This window comes from Streptomyces sp. SLBN-8D4, from assembly GCF_049739545.1.
GTDB lineage: Bacteria > Actinomycetota > Actinomycetes > Streptomycetales > Streptomycetaceae > Streptomyces > Streptomyces canus_C.
Genome location: NZ_JBMGQC010000001.1, coordinates 4,576,167 through 4,601,649, shown reverse-complemented (window position 1 = coordinate 4,601,649; position 25,483 = coordinate 4,576,167). Strand labels below are relative to the sequence as shown.

Here is a 25,483-nt window from a genome sequence, read left to right as displayed (position 1 = left end):
GTTATCCGCTCTCGGTGGAGCGGCATGTGGCGCGCATGGTCGATCACCTGGTCCCCGGGGTGACCACGCAGACGCCGCACGGGCGTTACTACGCACTGCACGGGCTGATCGCGGCGCAAGCCGACGCGGGAGGACCTGACGGTCCCGGCCGCCCAGACTCTGCTGCGCCGCGCGGAAGTGGCGTTGGCCGCCGTGTCGTTCGCGCACCATCCGCAGGCTCTGGACTGGCTGCCGCGTGCTCACGGGGTGGATGCCCTTGCCCGGCGGCTGCACTCCGGGACGGTCACCCTGTCCGAAGCCGAGGTCCCGGGCAAGAACGGGTACGTGGGCAATTCGTGGGGGTTCTGGGCACCGTACGCCGGATCCGAGGTCGCGCTCGGCATCCTCGGTGCGGGCCCCATGCCGGTTCCCGGACCGCGGCTGGAGACCGCGGCACTGCGAGCCGGACTGGGCGAGCTGCTCGAACTCGCCGCCGAGGACACGCTGAACGTGGATGATCTCGCCTCTTTCGGGGACCGGCTGTGCGTGTGCACGGGCGGTGAGCATCCTGACGGGGCGTGGCTGGCGAACCTGATGTGCGAGTCCGGTGGACCGGCCGAAGCAGGCTCCCGCTCGGCGACACGGCGACAGACGATTCAGCTTCTGGCTCGTGTGGTCGCCACACATCCCGTTCGGTACTTCACCCGGGACATCGGCCATGTGTTCGCTTTCGGCGACTTCCTGACCACCGATCCCGTGACCAGCGGGATCGACGCGGCCGGCGCCTGGCGCGGAGTGGTGCTGCGCAACTACTCCGTCGGAGCCTGGCGCCGCCTGTGGTCCTGGTTCGTGGAGCAGGTCGACGGTCTGGTGCCGATCGAGGAAGTGGCCGACCGCTTCGCCGCTGAGCTTCCCGACATGACGGTGGACGCGTTCCTGTCCTCTCTGCCCGCGACGCAGAGCACGGTCGGAACGCCATTGCCCGCCGAGCATGACCTGCGGTGGGCGGGTGATCCCTTGCCTGTCGCCGAACTGCGGGTGCTGGCCACCAGTGCCCGTCGGGTGGACGAACTCACCGGTCGGGTCCGGGAGGCGTTCCTCGGCCAGCGCGGTGTCGAGCTCGGCCCGGAATGGGTGCAGCGGCGGCTTGACGAAGCGCGTCCCATGAAACTGCGCGACGTCGCCCGCCGACTCACCTACGACCTGGTGGCGCGGTCGCAGCGGATCGCGCTGGCCAAGGCCCGCCGACGCGCTGACGGCACGCTGTGGTTACCGACCCGGCTGCACGAACGGGGCGGGCTGCTGTACCGGACGAGTCAGGAGGGGCGCGGTGACGTCGGGCTACGGCTGGACCAGCTCGGGACCGTCCTGGCCACCTGCGGCGTGCTGCACTACGACGACCAGCACTGGTCGGTGACCAGGAGCGGGAGGGCTCTCGTTGACTGAGACCACACCGGCACCGGGAGTGGTGGAGCCACCGACCGCGTTCGCCTCTCCGCTGACCCTCATCCTTGACGAGGAGCGCACGGGCGGGCGGAACCTGGAAGAAGCGCTCTTCCTCAGCTTCACCGCCGATCTCGGCTTCTTCGAGGAGGTAGCCCTCGGCGTCACCCAGTCCACCGGCGCACGCGTCACGGTGGCGGGAGACGTCTCAATGACCCGGAACGATCCCCGCTCCGTCCGGCGGGCCGGCCGCAGCTACCTCGCCGGTCTGGCGTACGCCCAGGGTGCCGCGTTCCATCCCAAGCTGATGGTCCTCGCCGGACCGGAGCACGCCACCATTGCCCTCGGCTCCGGTAACACCACACTGGCCGGCTGGCAGGCCAACGCCGAATTGTGGACGGTTCTGCGAGTGGACGGCGAGCAGAGTCCCACGGCAGTTCCGGAGCTGTCGGCATGGCTGCGCGACCTCCCGGAAAAGGTGAGGTTCTCCGCCGGCGTGCCCCAGGCGCTGGGTCGGGTCGCAGTACTGCTGGACCGGCTCCACCGCGACAGGACACCCACGGCGCCACAGGTCCGCGTCGTCAGCAGTCTGCGTTCGCCGATCATCGATCAGCTCCCACAGGGGCCCGTCGACGAACTGGCCGTGTTCGCGCCCTTCTACGACCGGCGCTCGATGGCACTGCGGCGGCTGCTCGAACGCTTCCGCCCGAGCCGGTTCACCCTCGCCTACCAGCCCGGACTCAGCGATCTCGACGGTCCGTCGGTCGCCGCCCTGGTGAAGGAGTACGACGGACGCGTCATCAGCGACAACGACCAGCGGTACCGCCACGGGAAACTCGTCGAGTGGATCTCCGAGGGGCAGCGTTGGGCCCTGACCGGCAGCCCGAACCTCTCGGCCGCGGCCCTGCTGCTTTCCCAGGGTGACGGCGGCAACTGCGAACTCGGCATCATCGCCCCAATAACCGCCACCCTCCTCCCGGACGGCAGCGACGAGCCCGCCGCCCGGCTGCACACGGTCCCGCCCCTTCCCCGCCCCATCGCCGGCGGTGGGCCACTGCTGCTTGGTGCCCTACGCGTACCGGACGGCCTGGAGATCAGCGTTGCCCGGCCTCTCTCCGACACCGCTCACCTGGAGTTGTCCCAGGCCACAGCACCGCCGGAGGCATGGGAGCGCATCGCCGATGTCCCGCCCAGACAGGCCACGCTGACGGTGACGGCTCCGGCCGATGCGGGCAGCCGTGTGCGCCTGGTCGTAGTCGACAGCGACGGCGTACCGAGCTTCGGCAACATTGTGTTCGTCGTCGACCCTGACCGCGCCCTGCGCCGAATGACCTCGACCCAGTCCCAGGCCCCCACGACACGGCCTCCCGACCTGTTCGCGGATCCCCGGCTCGCCGAACGATTCCTGGGCGACCTGGAAACCCTCCGTACGGGACTGACCCCCACCCCAGCGGGCGTATCCGCGAGCAGTAGCACTGGCGGTGCGGTCACGACGGCCCCGCTGGATGGCGACGAGGACGGTTGGGAGCGCTATCTGGACGAATGCGCCGGGCGCGTCGGACATCCGCTTACTCGCTTCGCGCTGGGGCTCCCCCTGCCCACCGACATCAGCACGCCCTTTCAGGACCTGCTGCCCGTCTCCTGGGACGAGCGGTTCACCGACGACATCGAAGCCGCCCTCGACGATGACACCGCGGAGGCCGTGGCGGCAGAGCACGACTCCGAGGCAGCCGGTGCCGAAGCGAGCAGCACCGCCACCCTGCCCGACCTCCGGCAGGCCGACCAGGAAATCCGCCGTAGATACCGGCGCTGGGTGGAGCGCCTCGTCGCCCTCGCTCCCCACCTGGGCCCTCCGGAGCGCATGCTCGTCGTCCGGCTGACCCTGTGGACCGTCGCGGCAGGCGCCTGGCCGCCGGCGCACACCGACTGGGTGCCACTGCTCTCCCAGGCCGTCCGCGCACTGAACCGAAACGACCTCCCCGAGCGGATCGAGCCCCAGGTCGGCAGCCTCGCCGCAGTCGCTCTCGCCGTACTCCGAAGCCACGCCCCGCGCTACGAGATCACGCCTGAGACCATCGCCTTCAACGAAGCCTCCCAGGCAGTCGACCGCCTGCTTCCCGCAGTGGATTCCGCGTACGTCACGGAGTACACGACGCTGCTCGACACAGCTTTCGGCCCGGCCGTCGACCCTGCCGCTGTGCTCGATGTCGCGTCAGACGTCGTCCAGAACGATCCCCTCGCCGACGCCGTATGGTCCCTCGCCGAGAAGGGGCGTGACGTACACCGCCACGGACGACTCCTCCTCCATGTCACCGGCCGCTTCAGCAACCCCGCGCTGGTGGCACTCGAAGCAGTCGGCGCCGCCGAGGATGCGCCCCTGGTCGGGGCCTGGGCCGACTCTGGCTCGGACTCCGGCGGGGGAGCCTGGGCGCTGGTCGTCTGGCGTCGGCCCGACCTCATCGTGGTCGATGCCCGTCGGCCGATTCCCCTCTGGCGGCATTACCGGCTCACCGGGCTGGTAGGCACCAGAGCCCTCGCCGCACAACGCGGCTTCGAATCCGCCGCCTCCGTACCCCACGGCCCCCGCAACCAGCCCTTCGAACTGGCTGACCAAGCCCTGTCAGACCTGGGTCTGGCCGGGCCACGGCCACCACGATGCGAGCCATAGTCCGTCGACTACGCCGGGTGCTCGCCTCGGAGGACACCGTGCCACCGGCCACCGGTGGCACGGTGTCCTCAGGATCGGTGTACGGCAAGGTGCGAGCGGAGAGTGCTGTACGCCCCTACGGGGTCAGGGACCATCAATCCGCTGCTGCCTCGTCCGGGTCGATCATGGCCAACCACCCGGACACCTCTTCCTCAGCCTGGCGTTCGTCAGCAGCGCTCTGTTCCTTGTCCTCCTCCCAGGCCACGCTCTTGAAGATCTCCTCCGATTCCCACTCATCAAGCAGTTCGTGAGGTCTGTGATCCCAGTCGCCGAGTTCCCCGTAGTACTCCTTGGCGCTGTACAGCAGTCGGAGATCCGCTTCGATGAGCCGATAGCGGGGGCTCACGCCGTAGAAATGCTGGTGTGTCGGGCGCCGAAGATTCGCCTCGACCGCCCCGAGGTAGCTCTTCGACTCAGCCAGGAGCGCTTGGTGCAGGTCATCGAGTTGGCCTCTACGCACGCCATGGACGAGGGCGAAGGCCACTTCCACGTCCGCCAGCAGAGTGCCCAGGCCGTTGATGGAGTGCGTCGACCACACCTTGGGTTCGCCCGCCAAGTGGGCCGCTGCGATGTCAAGCGGCTTCGGCAGGCCGGTCAGTCCGGAGTGGGTGAAGAGAGTGCCCATGGCGACCGTGAGATCGCGCCGGAACTCCGGCACCACCCGCATCAGCTGCCGGAATGTCTCACGCTGGATCTGCCCCGGGTCGACCTCAAGTTCGTTGAAGTGCAGTGCCACAGTGACGTCATCGTTGCTCGGGTCACGAGTAGAGCCCAGCAGCCGCGATCCCGACCCGCGCGACGACAACCCTGTCTCGAAGTCGTCGACAGAAACCTTCCCTACGGTCTCGTCCCCGCCCTGTATGACGTACTTCATGTATGCCCCTTCTGCGGTTTGCGGCTTCCCGAAGAACAGCGCGGAGATCCGAATCGCATCGGCGGATTCACCCACGACAAGGCCGATCCCCGCATAGGTGGCCTGCTCTGTCGCTGCGCTGGCCAAGTCCGTGCCAGCGGTAGTGGTGGTGAGCCATTGCGGGTCAAACCGGATCATGACCGTGCGTCCGTCCAGTCGGAAGGACAGGTAGGGGTCGTCTTGCCATGTTCCGGTGAGCGGCCGAGGAAACGGCCGGTTGGACACGTTGCGGCTACGCATCGGCGCGTTGAACGCCACGTACATTCCCTCCCGGATCGCGTCCGGGCGGGCTTCGTCGAGAGGAACAGCGTGCCCTCGCCACGACTCGAAGACGGGACGCACAGTCCCGACGAATAGCCCGGGGGCGAACCCCTGTCCAGAGAAGGGCCGCGTCGGGTCGAGGCCGGCACGTTGAGCCGCCTGTTGCACGACCTCCCCGCCCGGAAGCATCGCAACTCTCGGCACGTTGAGGTAGTCGATGCTGCTGTAGCTCATCCTCCACGCCTGCCCGGCTTTCCTCAGGGCGGCGGTCCAGGTCTCATGCTCCGCCTTGAGCCTGGACAGCTCCTCAGCGGTGTACGCCTCCCCGTTGTTCTTGTCGACGATGTCGTGACAGGTCGAACACAACAACAGGAGGTTCGATACGCCGTTCCTGGCCTCGATCGGCAAGGTGGGGTCCGCTCGGGGGCCATGATCGCTGAGTGCCATGTTGTGTGCCGTCTGAGCCGTTGGGGTGCGTCCGGCAGTCCCAGGGTCCAGCTCCCGCCGACAGAGCTGGCACATGCCATTTGCCAGCCTCCAGAGCTCCCGGCGAACGCGCTCACTGACCTCCGGCCCTCTGGCCATACCGCCCCACCCCATTGCCACTTCGATTCGCACACGTGTACACGCTGCTCAGAGGCACCGATCCTGCCAGCGATCAAGCCCCCAAGCGGCAACTCCACGCCATCTCTTCAGGCACCTCACGCGACATTGGCCGATACCGTGTGGGTTCAGCCGTCGTAAGAGGGCCCTCGCGCCCGTTCCGGGTTGAGCAGCTTTCCATCCGGATGACCGCGAAGCGCCAGAGGAATCTCGATCGAAAACACGTTGAAGCGAGTGCTGGCCATTGACTGGTGGCCGAGGCAGCAACGGGCCCTGAAGGGCTCGGCCGGTCGCGCCCGTCAAGCACAGACCGCTGGCTGCCGCATGAGATGGTGACGATACCGACCACCGGACCGTCGATCGGGCCAGCCAGGAATTGACGCAGCCGCCACCTCAGCCAAGCCATCCGGCAATGGCGTGAGCGAGCGCGTCACCCCCCTGCTGCACCACGGTCCCCGCCACCAAAGTCGGCAGCGCTTGCACAGCCCCGCGCAGCGCCCCGATCGCCGGTGTATCCGGGGCTGTCAGCGAGGTGTCGATGGAGTCCGCCATGGCGCGGAGCACCTGCGCGTTCGGCAGGACCGACCCGTTCCGATCCACCTCGGTGCGGAATGCGGCAAGCAGATCGCGCACGGTTTCCACACTGACGGCGGGACCGTCGACGGACGCGGACTGGTGGACGTTCGAGATGTTCTGCCCGACCACGTTCTGGAGCGGGGCGATGTTGTTGCCGCCGATGCTGATACCCGAGCCGTGTCCCTGTTCCGGGTCGGGGCGGCGACGTCCTACAGCCATCAACTTCCTCCTCCTTGAGCCTTGTTGTCCTGGCCGACATTGCTGATGCCGCTGCCGGCGACGTTCTGGATGGGTGCGTTGTTGTCGCCGTAGACCTGGATGTTGGTGATGACTGCGGCCACCTGGCGCTCGTACGCAACGGTGTCGACGCCCAGCTCTTCGAGGTACGCGGAGACAGCGCGGAAGACGCAGGTCTGCATGAGGACGACGTGCCGCTTCGCGTCGTCGGCCTGGTGCATGTCGGTGACTTCTTCGGTGGAGTACCGGTCCCGGAGGCTGACCGGATCCTTTTCCTCGGCCCGGCCGCCGTCCGACTGGACTCCGAGGGCGAGCCGGGTCAGCAGTCGCCACAGTGTGAGCGGCCCGTGGACGGCGTCCAGTAGGGCCTGCACCATCACCCAGCCGTACAGTCGCGTTCCGCGCTTGGCCACGGGTGAGTCGGTCACCCTCAGCTCGTTGAAGAGGGGTGTCATCACGTGGGGGCGCAGGGTAAGCCGCAACTCGCCTGCCTCCAGTGCGGCATGAGCGAAGAGGGTGACCACGACCTGGCCGTCCCAACTGACGCACTGCGCCCGCAAATACAGTCGGTCCGGCACGCTGGACGGTGACCGGCGGCCCCGGCCGCGCAGATCCGGCAGCTCCAACTTCGCGGCACGGGTCCGTCGCAGCCACAGCTCGGACGGTAGCCCGAGAATCTCCGCGACGGAGAAACCGGGGAGGGGATCGGTGATCTCCCGTGCGCCACGGCCCAGTTCCCTGAGGGCGTCGCCCATCCGCCGCAGCAATTCCCGCTCGCCGAAGGGCTTGATCGATACCTCTGGGTCCTTGGGCTTGAGCGGGATACCGATGTCAGCCACGCCCCATACATAGCGTCCGGCTCCGACGAAGGTTTCCGGATGGTCATAGGGCAGTTCGAGGCGCGTCTGCTCGTTGTTGATCAGAGCCATCCGACGCGTGGCCTTCGCCGACGCCCAGGGCAGGCGGTCAGAGGCGATGCCGTCCCGGACGATCCTGGACAGCCCCGCCCGCGCCATGAGGCGGTCTCCCGCACAGACGAGTACAGCTCCGGCCAGCAGGGCGAACGGCAGCAGGAGCAGCCCGGCCCGCAGAGGGACCGCCTCGCCGCGTATCGGCTCGTAGGGCACTACCGCGAGGATCCAGGGCACGCACAGAACGAGGTACGCCAGACGGGGAGAGGGCGCCAGCCTCGACTTCTTGCCCTTGCGGGCTGCCCGTAGCCCGGCCCACCACATGAGGCAAGCCAGCAAGACGGCGCCGCTCCAGACGACGGCGGCCCGGGGGACCTCATACGCGACGGCGATGGCGAGGAGTACGACGAACATTCGCCGCAGCCATCGGCGCCTCCGTGCCCGCAGGCTGTGCGCGATGACGGGCACGAGGTTGAATCCGTACGACGGGACAGGCAACGGCGGCCCGTGCAGGACGTGATCTCGTACCCACTGGGCCATGGGCTCACCCAGGGGAGGGCAGTCATCGCTGCCTTCCAGGTAGATGCGTCTACGAGTGCTGCGCCGCGGCTTGTTCTGTTTCTGATCCTTGCCCCGGATCTTGCTCCACCACGACTTGACGGCCTTGACCCGATCGGGACGGGTGTAGACAGCTTGACACAGCAGCCTGGTCACCTCCGACGAAGTCGGGTCCACCTCACTGTGGCCGCCGCTGGCAGAGGCGGCAGGGCTGACTTGAACCGGCACCGCAGGCCCGTCGACCATTCCGGCCGGGGCACGCCCCTCTCGTACACGCAGTCCCCAACCGAACCCCATTCCCGCCCCCCGTTCGCCGACACGGCGGGCATCATCACGGTGAAGTCCCGGAACCACCAGGCCGCAAACGCGACAATGCGCCCAACCGGCCTGGATCGGTGAAGGTTTGACCGAATACCGCTCTCAACCGTCGCCGTCATAACTCCGCTCGACCGCTGGGTCCTCAAGTCGCGCTTGTCGCATGTTGTGCGCTCGCATGGGGGAGTCCATCCTCAATTCACCTGCCGTGCCCGCAGGTTGTCGTGCATCCACTTCGGGGGCTGAACGTGCCGCAGATCGACACCCGTCTCGTCCAGACCGCAGTCATCGGCGGCCGGGACTCGGACCAGCCCGTCATCCTCCCCGAGGAGCCGCACAACCTGGACGAGTTCCGCCGCCAGTTCGGCACCGACCGCTTCTGGTGCGGCACGCTCCTCGGCGGCTGCGGAGAAAAGCTGATGACCAAGCGGTACGAGACCAAGGTCTGTCACTTCTCCCACTACCCGGATCGTCACGGAAACCGCTCGGTATGCGGCCGCACCGCCAACGGCGTGGACAGCGCCGACCACCTGTTCATCAAGCTGCATGTCACTCGATGGCTGGCGGACCAAGGGCACGCCGCGAGGGCCGAACTGCGTAGTCTCGGACACGGCCCTGGGGACGCCGTGGATTTCTGGCTGCGTGCCACGGATCAGCATCTTCGATTCGAACTGCAACCGGAGGACTATCGGAACTGGCGCAAGGCCGCGGACAGTCTCGGGGCCAAGGAAGGCCACATCGAGTGGGTCTTCGGCCGAGACGGCGCGATCACGCGCGACATGGTGGCCCGCCAGGGCTACGCACTACGTGTGCGATGCGAGACCGAGGGGAACGATCGTCGTGTTCTCATCGGGACTGTGACCGAGAACCGTACCGTCACCTGGGCACCCCTTGAACAGTGCCGGATAGTGGGCAGCGGCTTGGTGACGCCGGCCCTTGAAGAACTGCGTGCCGAAGGGGTCATCCGAGAGGGCGGGATGCGTAACGACCCGTTCCCGGGAAGCTTGCCGTTACGCGGCGCCGAGATCGTTTTCGCGGTGGACGGTGAAACCGCGCCTCCGGCTGAGTCGCCGTTCGCCGCAGTCGGCCGCCACCTGGTGTCCGGCTTCGTCAAGCCGGCGGGCAGCCGCATCATTCGGGCTCATCTGTCCCTGCCCGAGGCGATCCCGGTTCCTACGGAGCAGTACGTCTATCGGCTGTCGGGCGTGGTACGGCTGCTGATCACGGACCCTGTCGAAGGACAAGGCTCATCGTGGGCGGTCCGTGCCGACAGCCTTGTACAGCTCAACGGCCTGGACGCGGAACGCACCGGCCTGTGGCGTCCCAGCGTCGCGCTCGACGAACGGCTCGACACAGCACCCCGCACATCACGCACCCGCACCGACACTGCGCCGGCGCAGCCCGAACGCAGCAGGGCGGCGACCATGCTCCGCCAGGCACTGGAACGTGTGGCGCGAGAGAACACGACAACCACGTGGAACGAGCTCGCGCGCCGGATCCGTCTCGATCTCGCCCATCTGCCCGATCCCAAGCGCAGGGACTTGCTGGTCGAGGTAGATAAACCGCTGAGCTCGGACAGGCCGCTGCTGTGTGTCCTGATCCTTGCAGGTTCCGGGCGCCCCCCTTCCTTACCTGGGGACAGTCCTGAGGTTGCTCGGAGCCTCCGCCCCGGCGTCGGAGGCCGCTCTGCACCGGTGGAGCGAGACCGCGATCAAGAAGGCGCACGAGGTGTACGGGCAGACGCCGACACCCGCGCCGACGGCATCCACGATTTCCAGGGAGGAGCCCGTCACCGAGGAGCAGACGCCCTCGCGCACCGACCTGCTGACGGCATCCCGGAAATTGGTGGGCATTCGCGCGAAACTGCGAGAAGCCACAGCCGCGCTCCCGCGAGCGAACGGTCATCGTGCCACCCGGCTGTCGCAGACCATCGAACAAGGCGAGGCACACGCCCAGCGGTATTACGCCGCCCGCCGTCAGCGCCAGGCCCTTCGCGCCTGGCTGAAGGCCGGCGACCCCATTCTGGATGAACTCGACCGTCTGGTCGGCCGACCGGTCGCATCCCCGGAGACCGCCAGCCAGCCGACCCTCAGGGGCAATTCGGCACACCAGCCTTCCCAGCCCCGTGACGGAGGACCGAAGAACCCCACGGGTGTGGAACAGGGAGCGCACGACCGGCAGATCGAGACGGCTCGGAGTGTCGCCCGAGTCGCAGAGCTCTTCGTGGCGGCGACGATCACCAGCGATCTGGCGGAGGTAACAAGGCTCCGGCAAGAGGCGGAGAACATCAGTGACCACGAGCTCACGGCGGAGGTACGAGAACGTCTCCAACGTCTGCGTACAGACATGCAGAAATGGATCGGTGACCGTGAACCCGAGCCAGATCACGACGCGGAGGACGTCGACGAACCATCGGAAGCGCTACAGCTCACCGCCTTTGCCGAGGCACGGGTCGAATTCGAGTGGCTCGTCCAGGAGATCCGCGCCGCCCAAGAAGTCGGAGATCTGGCGGTGGTAGATACGGCCCGCCGCCTGGCAGGCCCGGTCTACGCACGGCGACTGTCACCGCCCGACCGCGAGGAGTACACGCCTTTCATGCGTGAGGTGAAGGCGTGGTGCCGTGAGCACGATCCGGAGAAACAAGTAGACCCGTCCCTTCGGAGGATTCGCCAGCTACTTGCCGAGCTGGGCCGTGGCCGTGGGACCCGATCCGCAGACGAACTCGCTGACACATTCGACGAGATCGGGAGGCTCCGAAGCCGACTGGCCCAACCGCTGCCCACTGCGGAGAACAGGGAAGTTAGGCGCTGGCGACGCCAGTTGAAAGACCAGAAGCCCGCCAAGCGTGAGGGCTCCGCGCCGATGGCAACGACCGCGCCGCGGAACGCGTCCCCCCAGCAGGGGGACGGTACGGTCGACCTCCGGCATGCTGGTCGCCTCCCGATCGAGACCATCGACAAACTCGCCACCGGCGTCCGCGAGATCCTCGCGGACGCCGCACGTAGCGGCGGCAGACTTCTGACATGGGGAGATCTCCGTCTGCGGATGGGCGGTGGACTGCCTCATCTACACCCCGATGACCAAGGCGAGTTGCTCGTGACCGTGGACCGGGAAACGCCGGCCGACGAGCCTCTGCTGTCCACGTTGGTCACCAGCACCGACGAGTCACTGCACTGGCTCTACCGCCACGTCCGCTTCAGCCTCGGCCGTGAACGCATCCCGGCTTCGGAGCTTGAGGCCCACTGGGCAACCGAGGTACTACGGCTGCGACAAATCTGGCGCCATAGGTAACGTTCGGCCGTCGCCGACAAGCGGTTCGAATGCCACGATCACCGAGGGGTCGCGGCCACACTCCGTGCAGCCCTCGTGGTCGTTGATTCCTCCGTCGGGCCGTTCCTGGCTCCGCGAACGCCTGACCTCGCGGATGTGTCCGCAGAACAGGCGCACGCGCCAGCGCGCGAACTCCGAGGGGTGAGGAGGCGGACCCAGCAGTTCCTGGATGGCCTTGAACTTTTCGTCGGACCATCGCGGTGCCTTGGCCACCTGGCGCTGTACCCATTCCGCTATGGCCACCGCCTCTTCCTGCCGACGGTGATCCGCACGCGTCAGCTGGTACTCCTCAAGCGGCACGCCTTGGGCTACGCGTCTGGACTCCACTCTGGCGACGCTACGGGGTTCTGGAGACTGCCGAGTTCGATCTGCCGGTCTGCACTCGAACGAGTGCAGACCGGCAGGGGAGCCGGGACCCGCTCACGCTGGTGACCGTCTTGCCTCAGTCCCATTTGCGGCGAAGGAGCGTGAGCTCAGGACGCGAGGCGTCGCAGGCGGTCGGCGGCCTCCTGGAGAACGTCGTCCTTCTTGCAGAAGGTGAACCGAACCTGGCTGCGGCCGGCGTCCGGGTCGTCGTAGAACACGGAGTTGGGGATGGCAACGACACCGCAACGTTCAGGGAGCGCGCGGCAGAAGGCGTAGGCGTCCTTCTCGCCGAAGGGCGTGATGTCGGTGGTGATGAAGTACGTGCCCTGGGGCTGGTAGACCTCGAATCCGGCCGCCCGCAGGCCGTCGCCGAGCAGGTCGCGCTTGCGGCGGAGGTCGGCGCGGAAGTCCTCAAAGTAGGAGTCCGGCAGGCGCAGCGCCTCGGCGATCGCGTACTGGAACGGGCCCGCGCTGACGTACGTCAGGTACTGCTTTGCCGTTCGGACGGCGGAGACGAGCGCGCCGTTCGCCGTGACCCAGCCAACCTTCCATCCAGTGAAGGAGAAAGTCTTGCCGGCCGAGCCGATGGTGACCGTGCGCTCGCGCATGCCGGGCAGGGCCGCGATGGGTCGGTGCGTGCCCTCGAAGACCAGGTGCTCGTACACCTCGTCAGTGACGACGAGCAGGTCGTGCTCGATGGCGAGTGCGGCGATGGCGCTCTGTTCGTCGGCGGTGAGGACCATGCCGGTCGGGTTGTGCGGGGTGTTGAGGAGCAGGAGACGGGTCCGCGGGGTGATCTTGGCGCGCAGCTCGTCCAGGTCTGGGCGGAAGGACGGGGAGCGCAGGGTGAGCGGTACGCGCTTCGCGCCGGCCATCGCGATGCAGGCCGCGTAGGAGTCGTAGAAGGGCTCGAAGGCGATGACCTCGTCGTCCGGCTCCAGCAGCGCCAGCATGGTGGCGGCGATGGCCTCGGTGGCGCCGGCGGTGACCAGGACCTCGGTGTCGGGATCAAAGGAAAGGTCGTAGAAGCGCTGCTGATGGTCAGAGATCGCGGCGCGCAGCTCCGGGATGCCCGGCCCGGGCGGGTACTGGTTGCCCTTCCCTTCCCGCAGGGCGCGTACGGCGGCCTCCCGGATTTCCTCGGGCCCGTCGGTGTCGGGGAAGCCCTGCCCCAGGTTGATCGAGCCCGTCGCGGTCGCCAGCGCCGACATCTCCGCGAAGATCGTCGTCCCGAGCCCGTCCAGCCTGCGGTTCAGCAGCGGTCTGCCGCTCATTTCTCCACCATCCTCACCCCGGCGTCCGGATATGCGTCGATCTTTCGGGGCCATCCTCGCCGATGCCCGACCGGGCGCTTACGCGGCCAGCATGTAATAGGTAGGCGAAAAAGTCTTGACCCAGCCGACCTTCCAGCCGGTGAAGGAGAAGGTCTTGCCGGCGGAGCCGATCGTGACCGTGCGCTCCCGCATCCCCGGGAAGGTCGCGAGGGGCAGGTGCTCGGCCTCGTCGAAGACGAGGTGCTCGTACACCTCGTCGGTGACCACCAGCAGGTCCCGCTCCACGGCCAGTTCGGCGATCGCCGTCAGCTCCGCGCGGGTGAGGACCGTGCCGGTGGGGTTGTGCGGGGTGTTGATGAGGAGGAGACGGGTCCGGTCGGTGACCGCGGCGCGCAGCTCGTCGAGGTCCAGGCGGAAGCCGGCACCCCCGTCGAAGTGAGGCCGCAGGGTGACCGGGACCCTGGTCCCGCCCGCCATCGCGATACAGGCCGCGTAGGAGTCGTAGTACGGCTCCAGTGCGACGACCTCGTCACCCGGCTCCACGAGCGCCAGCAGGGCGGCGGCGATCGCCTCCGTGGCCCCGGCCGTGACCAGGACCTCGGTGTCAGGGTCGAAGGACAGGCCGTAGCGGCGCTCCTGGTGCGCGGCGACCGCGGTGCGCAGCTCGGGGACGCCCGGGCCCGGCGGGTACTGGTTGCCGCGTCCGTCGCGCAGCGCCCGCACCGCCGCCTCCCTGACCTCCTCGGGGCCGTCCGTGTCGGGGAAGCCCTGACCCAGGTTGATCGAGCCGGTCCGCAGGGCCAGGGCGGACATCTCGGCGAAGATCGTCGTCCCGAACTCGGCGAGACGGCGGTTGAGCAGGGGGCGCGCGCTGGAGGTCATGCCGGTCATCCTGCGCCCAAGCTCTGGAGTTCCTCAACTCTGCTTTGGCCCGTGACCCGGAAGGGCATCTCCAGCTCACGCAACCGGCGAGGCGCCCACGGGGGGTCGCTTCGGGGGGTAACGGAAGGAGGGTGAGCCATGGTTATCGGCATCATCCTGTTGGTCTTCGTCGTCGTGTTCCTGGTGGGCGTGGCGGCCGTCGTGTTCAGGAACGGTTCGATGCGCCGTCGGGTGCGGGCGGCCGGTGGTGGCGGCGCCGCGGGCAGCGGCAGCTGGTGGGTCGGCGGCGGAGGCGGGTCCGACTCCGGGAGCGGCGGGCACTCCGGGGGCGGAGGGCACCACGGTGGGCACTCCTGCGGTGGCGGACACTCCTGCGGCGGTGGGTCGTCCTGTGGTGGCGGGTCGTCCTGCGGCGGCGGGGGCGGATGCGGGGGAGGCAGCTGACACGGGGCAGCTGAGCTCCAGCAGGGGGAACCGCATCCGAACACGGGGGAGCACGGGGGCGTGTGTCCGGACCTGGGTCCGGTCACACGCCCCCGCTTGTCGCATCTTCACTCCGGTGCTGCGGTGCCCCGGCGCGCGCTCCGGCCGCCGTGGCGCGCGCCGTAGTTGAACAGATGAGCTGGGGAGCCCACGCAGGGATGGAAACCCCACGAAGTTGGGTAAAAACCCTGTGACGGCATCGCCGTTCATGATTCCCTCTACCTCACCAACGCAGCCCCTCGGACGTCCTACGGACAAGGACGCGTCCTGACCTCCCGACTGGGCTGACCGGGCCGATCCCCCCACAGTCGCCCGGGTGCGCCGGAACCCCACACCACCCTTTCTTTGCGTGCTAGCGGAGCCGATCCATGCTCACGACCCTGAACACCTCGTACACCGACACGCGCGCGGCCGACCTCGCCTGGGCCCTGGGGCGTGAGCCGCTGCCCGCCCTCGCCACGCGCGACCTGGAAATCGCCGGGGTGAAGCTTCAGTTGAGACTCCTCGGCGCGTCCCACCAAGTGCTCCTGGAGGAGGACCGGGGCATGTGTTCGGAGACGGTGGCGTGCATCGCCGGCAGCAGCACGCCGCTGCCCCTGGGCGTGGCCAAGCGGGTGGGGGACTGGGAGTACGAGTTCGCCGCGCGCGTCGAGGTCCTGTCACCAGGGCAGTTCGCGGGCCGCGCACAGGAGTTGCTCGCGCTGGTGTCCGACCATCCGCACGGCCTCGCCGGGGTCTTTCCCGGCAGCCCGCACGCGTTCACGGCACTGCTGGCACAGTGGTACGAGGGACAGGTGCACTGGCGGACCTGGCACGCGTATCCGCAGGACGGGCAGCTGGTGGCCACGCGGACGCGCGTCGGGGTCAGGGTCCCGGTGGTGACGTCGGGCTGAGCCGCACAAACCCCAGTTCTCCCGGTTCACTCCCAGTTCCACACGTGTGGGTGACGAAGCGTGCCGTACCCGTGACGTAACGTCGCACCGTGATCGAGCCGCACGCCCCCGCCCCGCCCGGCGCTCCGCCGCCCTGGGTCAGGCCCGCGCGGCTGCCGGTCCGCCCCGACACGGGGCGGTTCCTCGTCCTCGCCTGTGTCTTCGTATGCGCGGCCTGCGGACTGGTGTACGAGCTCGAACTGGTCGCCCTCGCCTCGTACTTGACCGGTGACTCGGTGACCCAGGCGTCCGTGGTGCTGTCCGTCATGGTCTTCGCGATGGGCATCGGCTCGCTGGCGGCCAAGCGGCTGCGCCGGCACGCGGCCGTGGCCTTCGGCGCCCTGGAGGCGCTGCTCGCACTGGTCGGCGGGTGCAGCGCGATGGCGCTGTACGCCGTGTTCGCGTGGACCGGTGACTGGGGCGGGCTGTGGGCGAGCGGTCCGCGCTGGCTCCTGGTCGCCTTCTCCCTCGCCATCGGTCTGCTCATCGGTGCCGAGGTCCCCCTGCTGATGGAGCTGATCCAGCGCATCCGCCGCCAGGACGCGGGCGGCGCGGTGGCCGACCTGTTCGCCGCGGACTACGTCGGCGCACTGGTCGGCGGCCTGGCCTTCCCGTTCCTGCTGCTGCCCCTGCTGGGCCAGTTGACCGGCGCGATGCTCACCGGCGCGGTCAACGCGATCGCGGGCGGCGCCCTGGTCCTCGGTCTGTTCCGCCGCGACCTGACCCACCGGGCCCGCTGGCTGCTGCTGGTCGCCAACCTCGCCGTGCTCGGTGTCCTCGCCACCGCCACCGTCCTCGTCGACGACTTCGAGCGGGCCGCGCGGGAGGCGGTCTACGGCAAGGACGTACGCGTCGCCCTGCAGACCGGCGTCCGGGAGATCGCCCTCAGCGGAGGCACCGACGGCCGCCCCCTCGACCTGTACGTCGACGGCCGCCTCAGGGTCAGCGGCGGCGACGAGGACCGCTACCACGAAGCCCTCGTCCACCCCGCGATGGACGGCCCCCACGCGCGCGTGCTCGTCCTCGGCGGCGGCGACGGACTCGCCGTGCGCGAGGTGCTCAGGTATCCGGGTGTGCGGCGGGTCGACATCCTGGCGCTCGACCCCGCGGTGGTCGACCTGGCCCGCCGCGACCCGGCGCTCTCCCGGCTCAACGGTCACGTGTACGGCGACGCGCGCGTCCACGTGACCACGCAGGACGCGTTCCGCCGACTGCGGAGCCCGGCGCCCGTGCCGTCGTACGACGTGGTCATCGCCGACCTGCCCGCCCCCGGCGTCACCGTGAGCACCAAGCTGTACTCGGAGGAGTTCTACGGCCTCGTCCGCCGCGTCCTGGCCCCGGGCGGCCGTCTCGTCGTGCACGCGGGGCCGGTCTCCTCCCGTCCCCGTGTCTTCTGGACGGTGGACGCGACCCTGCGCGCGGCGGGCCTGCGCACCACGCCCTACCGCGTCGAAGGCCGCCACTCCGGTTCCGCCGCGGGTCCCGGGCACACGGCCGGAGCGTCCCGCGCCCCCCACGACTGGGGGTTCGTGCTGGCCTCGTGCGAAGGCCGCCCCGTGCTCGGCCTGGACCCCCGGGGCCCGAGGCCGGGGACCCTGACGCAGCGGTCCCTGCGGGCGGAGCAACGGGCGGCGGAGGCGACCCGGGTCGGGGGTCTGGCGGCCTCGACTTTGGTGCATCCGCGCTACTGATCCGCGCCCCCGGGCGCAACAGCGCGTCACTTTCCACCAACGGGGGTGCATGACCGGCGGCCCTGGGTAGGCTCGGCAACCATGGAGCATGAGGTGTTCGTTCCGGTTCCGGTCAAGCGGCTGAGGGAGACCCTGGGCGACCCCGTCAGGGTGGCCCGGGCGGTTCCCGGGCTCCAGCAGGACGCCGGTGCGGACCCCGTCGCCGGGCGCCTGAAGATGCGGGTCGGCAGCCACTCCGTCACCTACCGGGGAGCGGTCCACGTCTCCGCCCGGGACGACGGTTCCTACGCCGTCGAGGGCGACGCCACCGAGACCCGCGGCACCGGTTCGGTCAAACTCGCCCTCACCCTCCGTCTGCGCGACACGGACGGCGGCACGACGGTGACCTTCGGCGGCACGGCCACGGCGGACGGCCGCGTCACGGAGTTCCCGCCGGACGCCGTGGGCTCCGCGGTCGTACGCCTGCTGAACCGCTTCGCGGAGGCGCTGGGCGAGGCGCAGCAGGAACCGGAACAGCGGGAGCAACTGGAACAGCAGGAGCAGTCGGAACAGCAGGAGCAGCGGGAGCCGCAGCCGCGGACACCGGAGGCCGTGGAGGCTCCCGAGGAGGCCCCGGCACCCCTCGTCGACGACTTCACCGAACCCGTCGGCCCCCCGGCCGAGGCGGCGCACGCCCGCCGCACCATGATCGGCCGAAGCGCGGAGGAGGTCGACCACGCGCCCCCGCGAGGCCGCTACGCCCCCGTCCCCGCGCCCCAGACGGTGGCCTCGAGCGCGGCCCTGCGCTGGGCGGCGCCGACGGCGGCAGCGGTCCTGGTATCGGCGATCGTGGTCGGAAGGGCACTGAGAAAACGCCGTTGAGGTGCCGTTGAGTAGGGTCGTCCCGTGAGCCAAGAAGACATCACACTGACCGCGGGCGACGCGGAAGTGACCTTGCAGCCGGGAAACGGCGGACGGGTCGGGGGACTTCGGGTCGCGGGTGCCCAACTCCTGCGCCAGGGCGACCGGTTCGGCTGCTTCCCGATGGTCCCCTGGTGCGGGCGCATCCGGGACGGACGGTTCCGTGACGGCGCCGACGTCCACCAGATGCCGCTCAACTCCCCGCCGCACGCCATCCACGGCACGGCCCGCGACGGCGCCTGGCGCGTCGCCCGCACGACCACCGACGAAGCGGTCCTCACGTACGACCTCGTCGAGCCCTGGCCCTACCCGGGCCGTATCACCCAGGTCGCGGCGCTCACCCCGGACGCCCTGACCCTCACCATGTCGGTGGAGACGTACGACTCCTCCTTCCCGGCCCAGATCGGCTGGCACCCCTGGTTCAACCGCACCCTCGACGGTGGCGAGCCCGTCCGGCTCGACTTCACCGCCGCCTGGCAGGAGGAGCGCGGCGAGGACCACCTGCCCACCGGCAACCGCGTCGAGCCGCAGCCGGGCCCCTGGGACGACTGCTTCGGCATGCCCGACGGCGTCGACGTCACGCTCACCTGGCCCGGCCGGCTGGAGCTGAAGGTCGCCAGCCGCGAGGAGTGGGTCGTGGTGTACGACGAGCAGGAGGCCGCCGTCTGCGTGGAGCCGCAGACCGGGCCGCCCAACGGCCTGAACACCCTGCCGCGCCTGGTCACGCCCCTGGAGCCGTTGGAGGCCTCGACGACCTGGAGCTGGCGCCGCCTCTAAGCTGACAGGCATGACGGACGTACGCGGCGAGCTGCTGCAGCAGATCAAGGACAAGGCCGTGGTGCACGGCAAGGTGACCCTTTCCTCGGGCCTGGAGGCCGACTACTACGTCGACCTGCGCCGCGTCACCCTCGACGGCGAGGCGGCCCCGCTGGTCGGGCAGGTGCTCCTGGACCTGACCGCGGACCTGGAGTTCGACGCGGTCGGCGGCCTGACCATGGGCGCCGACCCGGTCGCCGGCGCCATGCTGCACGCGGCCGCCGCGCGCGGGAAGCGCCTGGACGCATTCGTCGTCCGCAAGGCGGCCAAGGCGCACGGCATGCAGCGACGCGTGGAGGGCCCCGACATCGCGGGCCGCCGGGTCGTGGTCGTCGAGGACACCTCCACCACCGGCGGCTCCCCGCTCGAAGCGGTGGCGGCGGTGCGTGAGGCGGGCGCCGAGGTCGTCGCGGTCGCCACGATCGTGGACCGGGCGACGGGCGCCGCCGAGAAGATCGAACAGGGCGCGGGCGTGCCGTACCGCTTCGCCTACTCGAAGGACGAGCTGGGACTGGACTGACCACGGGATGGACCATCCGGCGGAGTCTGGAAAGATGGGGCCGACGATGACGTCGAACCCCCACACAAGGTCTAGGTCAGGGCCGTAAGCACGCAGTACGCCAACCCGCAGATACAAGGAGCGGACACATGCCGATCGCAACCCCCGAGGTCTACAACGAGATGCTCGACCGGGCGAAGGCAGGCAGGTTCGCCTACCCGGCCATCAACGTGACCTCGACCCAGACCCTGCACGCTGCGCTGCGCGGCTTCGCGGAGGCCGAGAGCGACGGCATCATCCAGATCTCGACCGGTGGTGCCGAGTTCCTGGGCGGCCAGTACAAGAAGGAGATGGTCACGGGTTCCGTGGCCCTCGCCGAGTTCGCGCACATCGTCGCCGAGAAGTACCCGGTCACCGTCGCGCTGCACACCGACCACTGCCCCAAGGACAAGCTCGACGGGTATGTACGCCCGCTGATCGCCGTGTCCGAGGAGCGCGTGAAGGCCGGCGGCAACCCGCTGTTCCAGTCGCACATGTGGGACGGCTCGGCGGAGACCCTCGCCGACAACCTCTCGATCGCCCAGGAGCTCCTGGAGCGCGCCCGCGCCGCCAAGATCATCCTTGAGGTCGAGATCACCCCGACCGGCGGCGAGGAGGACGGCGTCTCGCACGAGATCAACGACTCCCTCTACACGACGGTCGACGACGCGATCCGTACGGCCGAGGCGCTGGGCCTGGGCGAGAAGGGCCGCTACCTGCTGGCCGCCTCCTTCGGCAACGTCCACGGTGTGTACAAGCCGGGCAACGTCGTCCTCCGCCCCGACCTGCTGAAGCAGCTGAACGACGGCGTGGCCGCCAAGTTCGGCAAGCCGGCCGGGTCCCAGCCGTTCGACTTCGTCTTCCACGGCGGCTCCGGCTCCACGGAGGAGGAGATCCGCACAGCGCTGGAGAACGGCGTCGTCAAGATGAACATCGACACCGACACCCAGTACGCCTTCACGCGTCCGGTCGCCGACCACATGTTCCGCAACTACGACGGCGTCCTGAAGGTCGACGGCGAGGTCGGCTCCAAGAAGACCTACGACCCGCGCACCTGGGGCAAGCTCGCGGAGGCCTCGATGGCCGCCCGTGTCGTCGAGGCCACGCAGAACCTGCGCTCGGCGGGCACGAAGATCAAGTAAGGCCCGCTGCGGCTGTTTACAGCGAGCCCGGTGCTACGGCACCGGGCTCGCTGTATACCTGGGGTCATGCCCGACGTCCGGCTGGCCTCGCCGCAAGGCAAGTGGATCCTGCTCACCACCGTCCTCGGCTCCAGCATGGCGATGCTGGACTCGACCGTCGTCAACGTCGCCCTGCCGACCATCGGCCGCGACCTGGACGCCGAGCTCGCCGCCCTGCAGTGGACGGTCAACGCGTACATGCTGACGCTGGCCGGGCTGATCCTGCTCGGCGGCTCCCTCGGGGACCGGTACGGCCGCCGCAAGGTGTTCGTGGTCGGGGTGGTGTGGTTCGCGGCCGCCTCCCTGCTGTGCGGTCTCGCTCCGAACGCCGGTGTCCTCGTCGCCGCCCGAGCCCTCCAGGGAGTGGGCGGCGCCCTGCTCACACCCGGTTCCCTGGCCCTGATCCAGGCCTCCTTCCATCCCGACGACCGGGGCCGGGCCGTCGGCCTGTGGTCCGGCTTCGGCGGCATCGGGGCGGCCGTCGGGCCCTTCGTGGGCGGCTGGCTGGTGGACGGTCCCGGCTGGCGCTGGGTGTTCCTGCTCAACGTCCCGCTGGCGCTGCTGTGCGCGCCGATCGCCGTACGGCACGTACCGGAGTCGGCGGACGGGCGGTCCGACCACGGCCGGTTCGACGTGCTCGGCGCGGTCCTCGGCGCGCTGGCGCTCGCGCTGGTGACGTACGCGCTGATCGAGGCCCGTTCCGGGTCCCTGGTGGTCGTCGTCACGGCGCTCGCGGGGGTGGCCGCGGGGGTGGCCTTCGTCGCCGTGGAGAAGCGGCGGCCCGACCCGATGATGCCGCTCGGGATCTTCGCGTCCCGGCAGTTCACCGCGGTCAACCTGGTGACCCTGTGCGTGTACGCGGCCTTCGGCGGGTTCTTCTTCCTGGCCGCGCTCCAGCTCCAGGTGGTGGTCGGCTGGTCGGCCCTCCAGGCCGGTACGGCCCTGCTGCCGACGACCGCCCTGATGCTGCTGTTCTCCGCCCGCTCGGGCGCCCTCGCCGACCGCATCGGACCGCGTATCCCGCTCACCGTCGGCCCGCTGCTGTGCGCGGCGGGGATGCTGCTGATGCTGCGGGTCGGCCCGGGAGCCTCCTATCCGGCCGACGTCCTGCCCGCGCTGCTCGTGCTCGGCACCGGCATGGTCACGCTGGTCGCCCCGCTGACGGCGACCGTGCTGGGCTCGGTGGACGCCTCGCGGGCGGGGCTGGCCAGCGGCATCAACAACGCGGCGGCCCGGGCGGCGGGCCTGATCGCGGTTGCTGCGCTGCCGCTGGTCACGGGGATGGGGGAGGAGGCCTACCGGTCGCCCCCGGCGTTCGACAACGCGTTCGGGCGGGCGATGGTGGTGTGCGCGGGGGTGCTGGTGGTGGGGTCCGCGGTGGCTTTCGCGACGGTGCGGTCGCTGCCGGCGGGGTGCCGTCGGCCGGAGTGCCGTACGCACGGGGCGGTGCTGTCGCCGCCGCTGGAGGGGGAGCGGGCTCGGGGGCGGCTGTCGTAGGGCGGCCGGGGGCGTTGCGGCTCGGCAGGCCCTCACTGCACCCACCCAGGGGCGCGGGGCTGTGACATCAGCGGCTCCGCCGCGGGGCGCGACCGGCCCCACGGACCCGCAGCCGAAAACCTGCCGTCGGCGAGGGAGACCGGACCCATGTCCATTCACGAGAACCTCCTCGGGGGCCCGCCCCCGACTCACCTCCCCGACGACCCGGAGCCCCGTGAGCTCCTGGCGAACGGCACCGCGCCGGCCGATGTCGCCGCGAAGTACCCGACCTCCTCGCTGGCCTGGGCCCAGCTGGCCGACGAGGCGTTCGAGCGGGGCAGCGTCGTGGAGTCGTACGCCTATGCCCGTACGGGCTACCACCGCGGCCTGGACTCGCTGCGCCGCAACGGCTGGAAGGGCCACGGACCGGTCCCGGGGGAGAACGGCGCTACATGTGATCGTATCGTTTCTGCGTTCCGTGCCGCCGCCGCTGTCTGAGTGACGGCGGCACAGACGTTTCAACTGCGTTGGCTACCGCTTCAGTTCGGCGTACGCCTCGGTGCTGCTGTCCTTGAGGAACTGCCAGCAACGCTCCGTCTCGTCCTTCTCGTCGATCTCGCCGGCGGCGCGGGCGAGGGCCGCGAGACAGCGCAGGAAACCGCGATTGGCTCGGTGGTCCCAAGGGATGGGGCCGTGCCCCTTCCATCCGGCACGGCGCAGTGAGTCCAGGCCGCGGTGATAGCCGGTGCGCGCGTAGGCGTACGACTCGATCACTCGCCCCGCCTCGAAGGCGTCGTCGGCGAGCATGGCCCAGGCGAGCGAGAACGTGGGGTACTTCGCCGCCACCTCGGCCGGTGGCCGGGACTCCTCGCCCAGCAGGCGGTACGCCTCTTCGTTCTCCGGGAGGTACGTCGGATCCGGACCGCCGAGCAGGTTCTTGTGCGTCGTCATACCGCCAGTCTGCCACTTGTGGCCAGGCGTTTGCCGCGTGCGCACGAGGGATCGGCCGTGGTCCGAGGGTAAATGAGAACGGCGGTTGATGTACCTGATCGCGATGTGCGACGATCCGGCGCATGGCAGCACGACGGGGGTCCTCCGGGGCCATACAGGTGGGCATCTACACCCGGATCAGCAAGGACGACGAGGCCGAAGGGCTGGGCGTCGCACGGCAGGAGGAGGACTGCCGACTGCACTGTGCCGCCAGGGGCTGGGAGGTGGCCAGGGTCTATGAGGACAACGACCTCTCGGCGTACAAGCGCAAGACCGTCCGCCCGGAGTTCCGCCAGATGCTGGAGGACCTCAAGGCGGGGCGGATCGACGGAGTCGTCGCCTGGGACATCGACCGCTTCGCACGCCAGCCACGCGAACTGGAGGCGTGGATCGACGAGTACGAGGATGCCGAGCGCCGCAAGCGCCACCTCGTCTTCGACTCCGTGTCGGCGTCTGACATCGACCTGTCCACGGAGAACGGCCGGTTCATCGCCCGGATCAAGGTCACCATCGCCAACAAGTCCTCGGCGGACACGTCGAAGCGGACGAAGCGCAAGCACCTGGAACTGGCGGCGAAGGGCAAGCTCCCGGGTGGCCGGGCGCCGTACGGCTGGAATCGCGAGGATCGCAGGACCCTGGTACCGGACGAGGCGGAGAACCTCCGCAAGGCCGTGAGGGACTTCCTGGGCGGCGTCCGATGGGCGTCCATCGCGCGAGAGTGGCGTGACAAGGGGGTCAAGTCACACAGCGGTGGCGTCTTCGACGACTCCAAGATCAAGCGGATGCTCGTGAACCCGCGGATCTGCGGTTACCGGATGCACCAGGGGGAGTTGTTCCTGGACGAGCACGGCGTCCCTGTCGTCGGCGACTGGGAGCCGATCGTCACCCCCGACGAGTGGTACCTGCTCATGGAGAAGGTACGGAAGGAGTCGGAGGGGCGCAGCGCACGGGACTACGCCACCAAGTATCTGCTCTCCGGTATCGCTCGGTGCGGTCGATGCGGCGCCAAGATGCGGGCCTTCCCGTCCTACCGGAAGTCGAAGACGTCATCCCAGTTCCGGTACGCGTGCCCGGGCAAGAACGACGGGGGATGCGGGGGAGTGGCGAGGGCCGGCGAACCGGTCGACCGCCTCATCAGGAACGCCGTGTTCCTCAGCTCGGACAAGGCGCTGGCGCACGTGCGCCAGCGCGCGCCTGAGTGGACGAAGGAGGAGCAACTTGCCTCCCTGGAACGGGACATGGCCGAGTTCAAGCAGGCTTGGCAGGAGAAGCGTATGTCGGCCGCTCGCTACATCGCGCTCACCGAGGACCTGGAGAAGCAGATCGCGGAACTGCACCGGGAACGTTCGCTGCACCGCGCCGAGGTCGCGACCTTCGAAGTCGGGCCCATCGACATACGGGAGCGGTGGGAGAAGCTGACGATCGAGCAGCAGCGCGCGGCTGTCCTCAAGGTCTTCCGTGCCGTCGTCGTCAAGCCCGCTTCGAACGGGCCGATCTTCGACCCGGCGGACATCGAGCCGGTGCTCAGGTGACGTGGAGAAGCCGGGCCCCGTTGCGGTTGGGGCCCGGCAGCGCACCGCCGGGGCCTCGTGTGCGGCGATCTGGTCACCCAGCGCGTGGATGACGAACTCACTCTCTATGCGCTGCGCACCCCCGAGGCGGCCCATTTGGGTCGCGCTCTGCGCGACTACCACCTCACCGCCGTCGAGCAGATCATCCGCCTGACTCTGGAGCACACCGGGCAGATGAGCCACATTCCGCCTCGCGACCTGGCCCAGCTCATCTACTGCGCCATCTCGCTCACCTCGCCGGCGCCGTACTCAACCTCGTCGGCACCCCGTCCACCACTGCGGCCGCTTGACCATGCCCCTTGGCTGTGCCCCCTTCCCGGACGGACCGGAAGGCGTGCGGGAGGCGAGGGTTCAGCCGGTGCGGGACCTGCGCTGTCCGGGAGGCGTCCGTGTCCGACCGCACGATCCGGACCCATGAGGACACCGTGCGACGCAGGCCAGGCTCCACCACCGGCGCGGCAAAGCGAGTCGGGCACCCGGGTCTGCGGAGCTGGACGGTCCCTACTGGTCACCAGCCTGTCGTGCGCGAGCGATGCGTGAGCGGATGATG

The 25,483-nt window shown here is 69.3% G+C and carries 19 protein-coding genes and 2 pseudogenes; 14 read left to right on the top strand and 7 right to left on the bottom strand.

Annotated elements, in window-relative coordinates; all coding sequences use genetic code 11:
* The first annotated feature begins 183 nt into the window (after positions 1–183).
* Together RKD20_RS20730 and RKD20_RS20725 are read left to right on the top strand one after the other, a co-directional pair.
* The gene (locus tag RKD20_RS20730) at positions 184–1,425 is read left to right on the top strand and encodes a hypothetical protein (RefSeq protein WP_424879021.1); all 1,242 of its coding nucleotides are present in this window, start codon (positions 184–186) and stop codon (positions 1,423–1,425) included.
* Positions 1,418–4,090 carry a hypothetical protein gene (locus RKD20_RS20725; protein WP_424879020.1) on the top strand — a complete coding sequence of 891 codons (2,673 nt, stop codon included), beginning with the start codon at positions 1,418–1,420 and terminating at the stop codon, positions 4,088–4,090. Before RKD20_RS20730 ends, RKD20_RS20725 begins: the two co-directional genes overlap by 8 nt.
* 133 nt (positions 4,091–4,223) lie before the next feature.
* Here RKD20_RS20725 and RKD20_RS20720 read toward each other — a convergent pair whose 3' ends face one another.
* From RKD20_RS20720 to RKD20_RS20710, 3 genes are all read right to left on the bottom strand, one after another.
* Complete coding sequence (locus RKD20_RS20720; RefSeq protein ID WP_424879019.1) at positions 4,224–5,711, bottom strand: hypothetical protein; 1,488 nt, start codon at positions 5,709–5,711, stop codon at positions 4,224–4,226.
* A gap of 588 nt (positions 5,712–6,299) precedes the next feature.
* On the bottom strand, positions 6,300–6,701 hold the full coding sequence (locus RKD20_RS20715; protein ID WP_424879018.1) for a hypothetical protein: 402 nt from the start codon (positions 6,699–6,701) through the stop codon (positions 6,300–6,302).
* Positions 6,701–8,170, bottom strand: coding sequence for a hypothetical protein (locus RKD20_RS20710; protein WP_424879017.1), 1,470 nt, complete (start codon positions 8,168–8,170; stop codon positions 6,701–6,703). The genes RKD20_RS20715 and RKD20_RS20710 overlap by 1 nt, the downstream gene beginning before the upstream one ends.
* A 581-nt stretch (positions 8,171–8,751) precedes the next feature.
* Between RKD20_RS20710 and RKD20_RS20705 the strand changes: the two genes are divergently transcribed.
* Complete coding sequence (locus RKD20_RS20705; RefSeq protein ID WP_424879016.1) at positions 8,752–10,533, top strand: hypothetical protein; 1,782 nt, start codon at positions 8,752–8,754, stop codon at positions 10,531–10,533.
* A gap of 124 nt (positions 10,534–10,657) precedes the next feature.
* Positions 10,658–11,794, top strand: coding sequence for a hypothetical protein (locus RKD20_RS20700; protein ID WP_424879015.1), 1,137 nt, complete (start codon positions 10,658–10,660; stop codon positions 11,792–11,794).
* Here RKD20_RS20700 and RKD20_RS20695 read toward each other — a convergent pair.
* The 3 genes and pseudogenes from RKD20_RS20695 to RKD20_RS20685 all read right to left on the bottom strand — a co-directional run.
* A complete protein-coding gene (locus RKD20_RS20695) occupies positions 11,762–12,160 on the bottom strand; it encodes a hypothetical protein (RefSeq protein ID WP_424879014.1) in 399 nt (132 codons plus the stop codon). The two genes, RKD20_RS20700 and RKD20_RS20695, sit on opposite strands and share 33 nt — an antisense overlap.
* 146 nt (positions 12,161–12,306) lie before the next feature.
* Positions 12,307–13,473, bottom strand: a complete 1,167-nt coding sequence (locus RKD20_RS20690; protein ID WP_424879013.1) for a pyridoxal phosphate-dependent aminotransferase — start codon at positions 13,471–13,473, stop codon at positions 12,307–12,309.
* A gap of 117 nt (positions 13,474–13,590) precedes the next feature.
* Positions 13,591–14,364: pseudogene (locus RKD20_RS20685) on the bottom strand (aminotransferase class I/II-fold pyridoxal phosphate-dependent enzyme); the annotation flags it as partial.
* A 129-nt stretch (positions 14,365–14,493) separates the two neighbouring features.
* Between RKD20_RS20685 and RKD20_RS20680 the strand changes: the two are divergent.
* The 9 genes and pseudogenes from RKD20_RS20680 to RKD20_RS20640 all read left to right on the top strand — a co-directional run.
* Positions 14,494–14,799 (top strand): hypothetical protein, encoded by a 306-nt coding sequence (locus tag RKD20_RS20680; RefSeq protein WP_424879012.1) that lies wholly within the window; start codon positions 14,494–14,496, stop codon positions 14,797–14,799.
* A gap of 407 nt (positions 14,800–15,206) precedes the next feature.
* The gene (locus RKD20_RS20675; RefSeq protein WP_424879011.1) at positions 15,207–15,731 is read left to right on the top strand and encodes a DUF2617 family protein; all 525 of its coding nucleotides are present in this window, start codon (positions 15,207–15,209) and stop codon (positions 15,729–15,731) included.
* 89 nt (positions 15,732–15,820) lie between these two features.
* Entirely contained in the window at positions 15,821–17,461 is a 1,641-nt protein-coding gene (locus tag RKD20_RS20670; protein ID WP_424879010.1) for a polyamine aminopropyltransferase, read from the top strand.
* Positions 17,462–17,542: 81 nt separating this feature from the next.
* Positions 17,543–18,322: an SRPBCC domain-containing protein gene (locus RKD20_RS20665; RefSeq protein ID WP_424879009.1), complete on the top strand. Its 780-nt coding sequence runs from the start codon at positions 17,543–17,545 to the stop codon at positions 18,320–18,322.
* Positions 18,323–18,346: 24 nt separating this feature from the next.
* Positions 18,347–19,138, top strand: a complete 792-nt coding sequence (locus tag RKD20_RS20660; protein ID WP_424879008.1) for an aldose 1-epimerase — start codon at positions 18,347–18,349, stop codon at positions 19,136–19,138.
* Positions 19,139–19,148: 10 nt separating this feature from the next.
* Positions 19,149–19,697, top strand: a complete 549-nt coding sequence (gene pyrE, locus RKD20_RS20655) for an orotate phosphoribosyltransferase (protein WP_007383560.1) — start codon at positions 19,149–19,151, stop codon at positions 19,695–19,697.
* Positions 19,698–19,825: 128 nt separating this feature from the next.
* Positions 19,826–20,857, top strand: a complete 1,032-nt coding sequence (gene fbaA, locus RKD20_RS20650) for a class II fructose-bisphosphate aldolase (RefSeq protein WP_424879007.1) — start codon at positions 19,826–19,828, stop codon at positions 20,855–20,857.
* A 66-nt stretch (positions 20,858–20,923) separates the two neighbouring features.
* Positions 20,924–22,393, top strand: coding sequence for an MFS transporter (locus RKD20_RS20645; RefSeq protein ID WP_424879006.1), 1,470 nt, complete (start codon positions 20,924–20,926; stop codon positions 22,391–22,393).
* Between the two features lie 147 nt (positions 22,394–22,540).
* Positions 22,541–22,816 (top strand): annotated as a pseudogene (locus RKD20_RS20640) (DUF3151 domain-containing protein); the annotation flags it as partial.
* Positions 22,817–22,903: 87 nt separating this feature from the next.
* On the opposite strand, the gene RKD20_RS20635 reads toward RKD20_RS20640, so the two are convergent.
* Entirely contained in the window at positions 22,904–23,323 is a 420-nt protein-coding gene (locus RKD20_RS20635; RefSeq protein ID WP_424879005.1) for a DUF3151 domain-containing protein, read from the bottom strand.
* Positions 23,324–23,445: 122 nt separating this feature from the next.
* On the opposite strand from RKD20_RS20635, the gene RKD20_RS20630 reads away from it, so the two are divergent.
* Entirely contained in the window at positions 23,446–24,894 is a 1,449-nt protein-coding gene (locus RKD20_RS20630; RefSeq protein WP_424879004.1) for a recombinase family protein, read from the top strand.
* Positions 24,895–25,483: the final 589 nt, after the last annotated feature.

What these genes read in the sequence shown, in the direction of transcription:
- RKD20_RS20715 (WP_424879018.1), bottom strand. Translation starts at nt 6,701, where the DNA reads ATGGCTGTAGGACGTCGCCGCCCCGACCCGGAACAGGGACACGGCTCG.
- RKD20_RS20710 (WP_424879017.1), bottom strand. Translation starts at nt 8,170, where the DNA reads ATGGCCCAGTGGGTACGAGATCACGTCCTGCACGGGCCGCCGTTGCCT.
- RKD20_RS20690 (WP_424879013.1), bottom strand. Translation starts at nt 13,473, where the DNA reads ATGAGCGGCAGACCGCTGCTGAACCGCAGGCTGGACGGGCTCGGGACG.
- RKD20_RS20680 (WP_424879012.1), top strand. Translation starts at nt 14,494, where the DNA reads ATGGTTATCGGCATCATCCTGTTGGTCTTCGTCGTCGTGTTCCTGGTG.
- RKD20_RS20675 (WP_424879011.1), top strand. Translation starts at nt 15,207, where the DNA reads ATGCTCACGACCCTGAACACCTCGTACACCGACACGCGCGCGGCCGAC.
- RKD20_RS20665 (WP_424879009.1), top strand. Translation starts at nt 17,543, where the DNA reads ATGGAGCATGAGGTGTTCGTTCCGGTTCCGGTCAAGCGGCTGAGGGAG.
- pyrE (WP_007383560.1), top strand. Translation starts at nt 19,149, where the DNA reads ATGACGGACGTACGCGGCGAGCTGCTGCAGCAGATCAAGGACAAGGCC.
- fbaA (WP_424879007.1), top strand. Translation starts at nt 19,826, where the DNA reads ATGCCGATCGCAACCCCCGAGGTCTACAACGAGATGCTCGACCGGGCG.
- RKD20_RS20645 (WP_424879006.1), top strand. Translation starts at nt 20,924, where the DNA reads ATGCCCGACGTCCGGCTGGCCTCGCCGCAAGGCAAGTGGATCCTGCTC.
- RKD20_RS20635 (WP_424879005.1), bottom strand. Translation starts at nt 23,323, where the DNA reads ATGACGACGCACAAGAACCTGCTCGGCGGTCCGGATCCGACGTACCTC.
- RKD20_RS20630 (WP_424879004.1), top strand. Translation starts at nt 23,446, where the DNA reads ATGGCAGCACGACGGGGGTCCTCCGGGGCCATACAGGTGGGCATCTAC.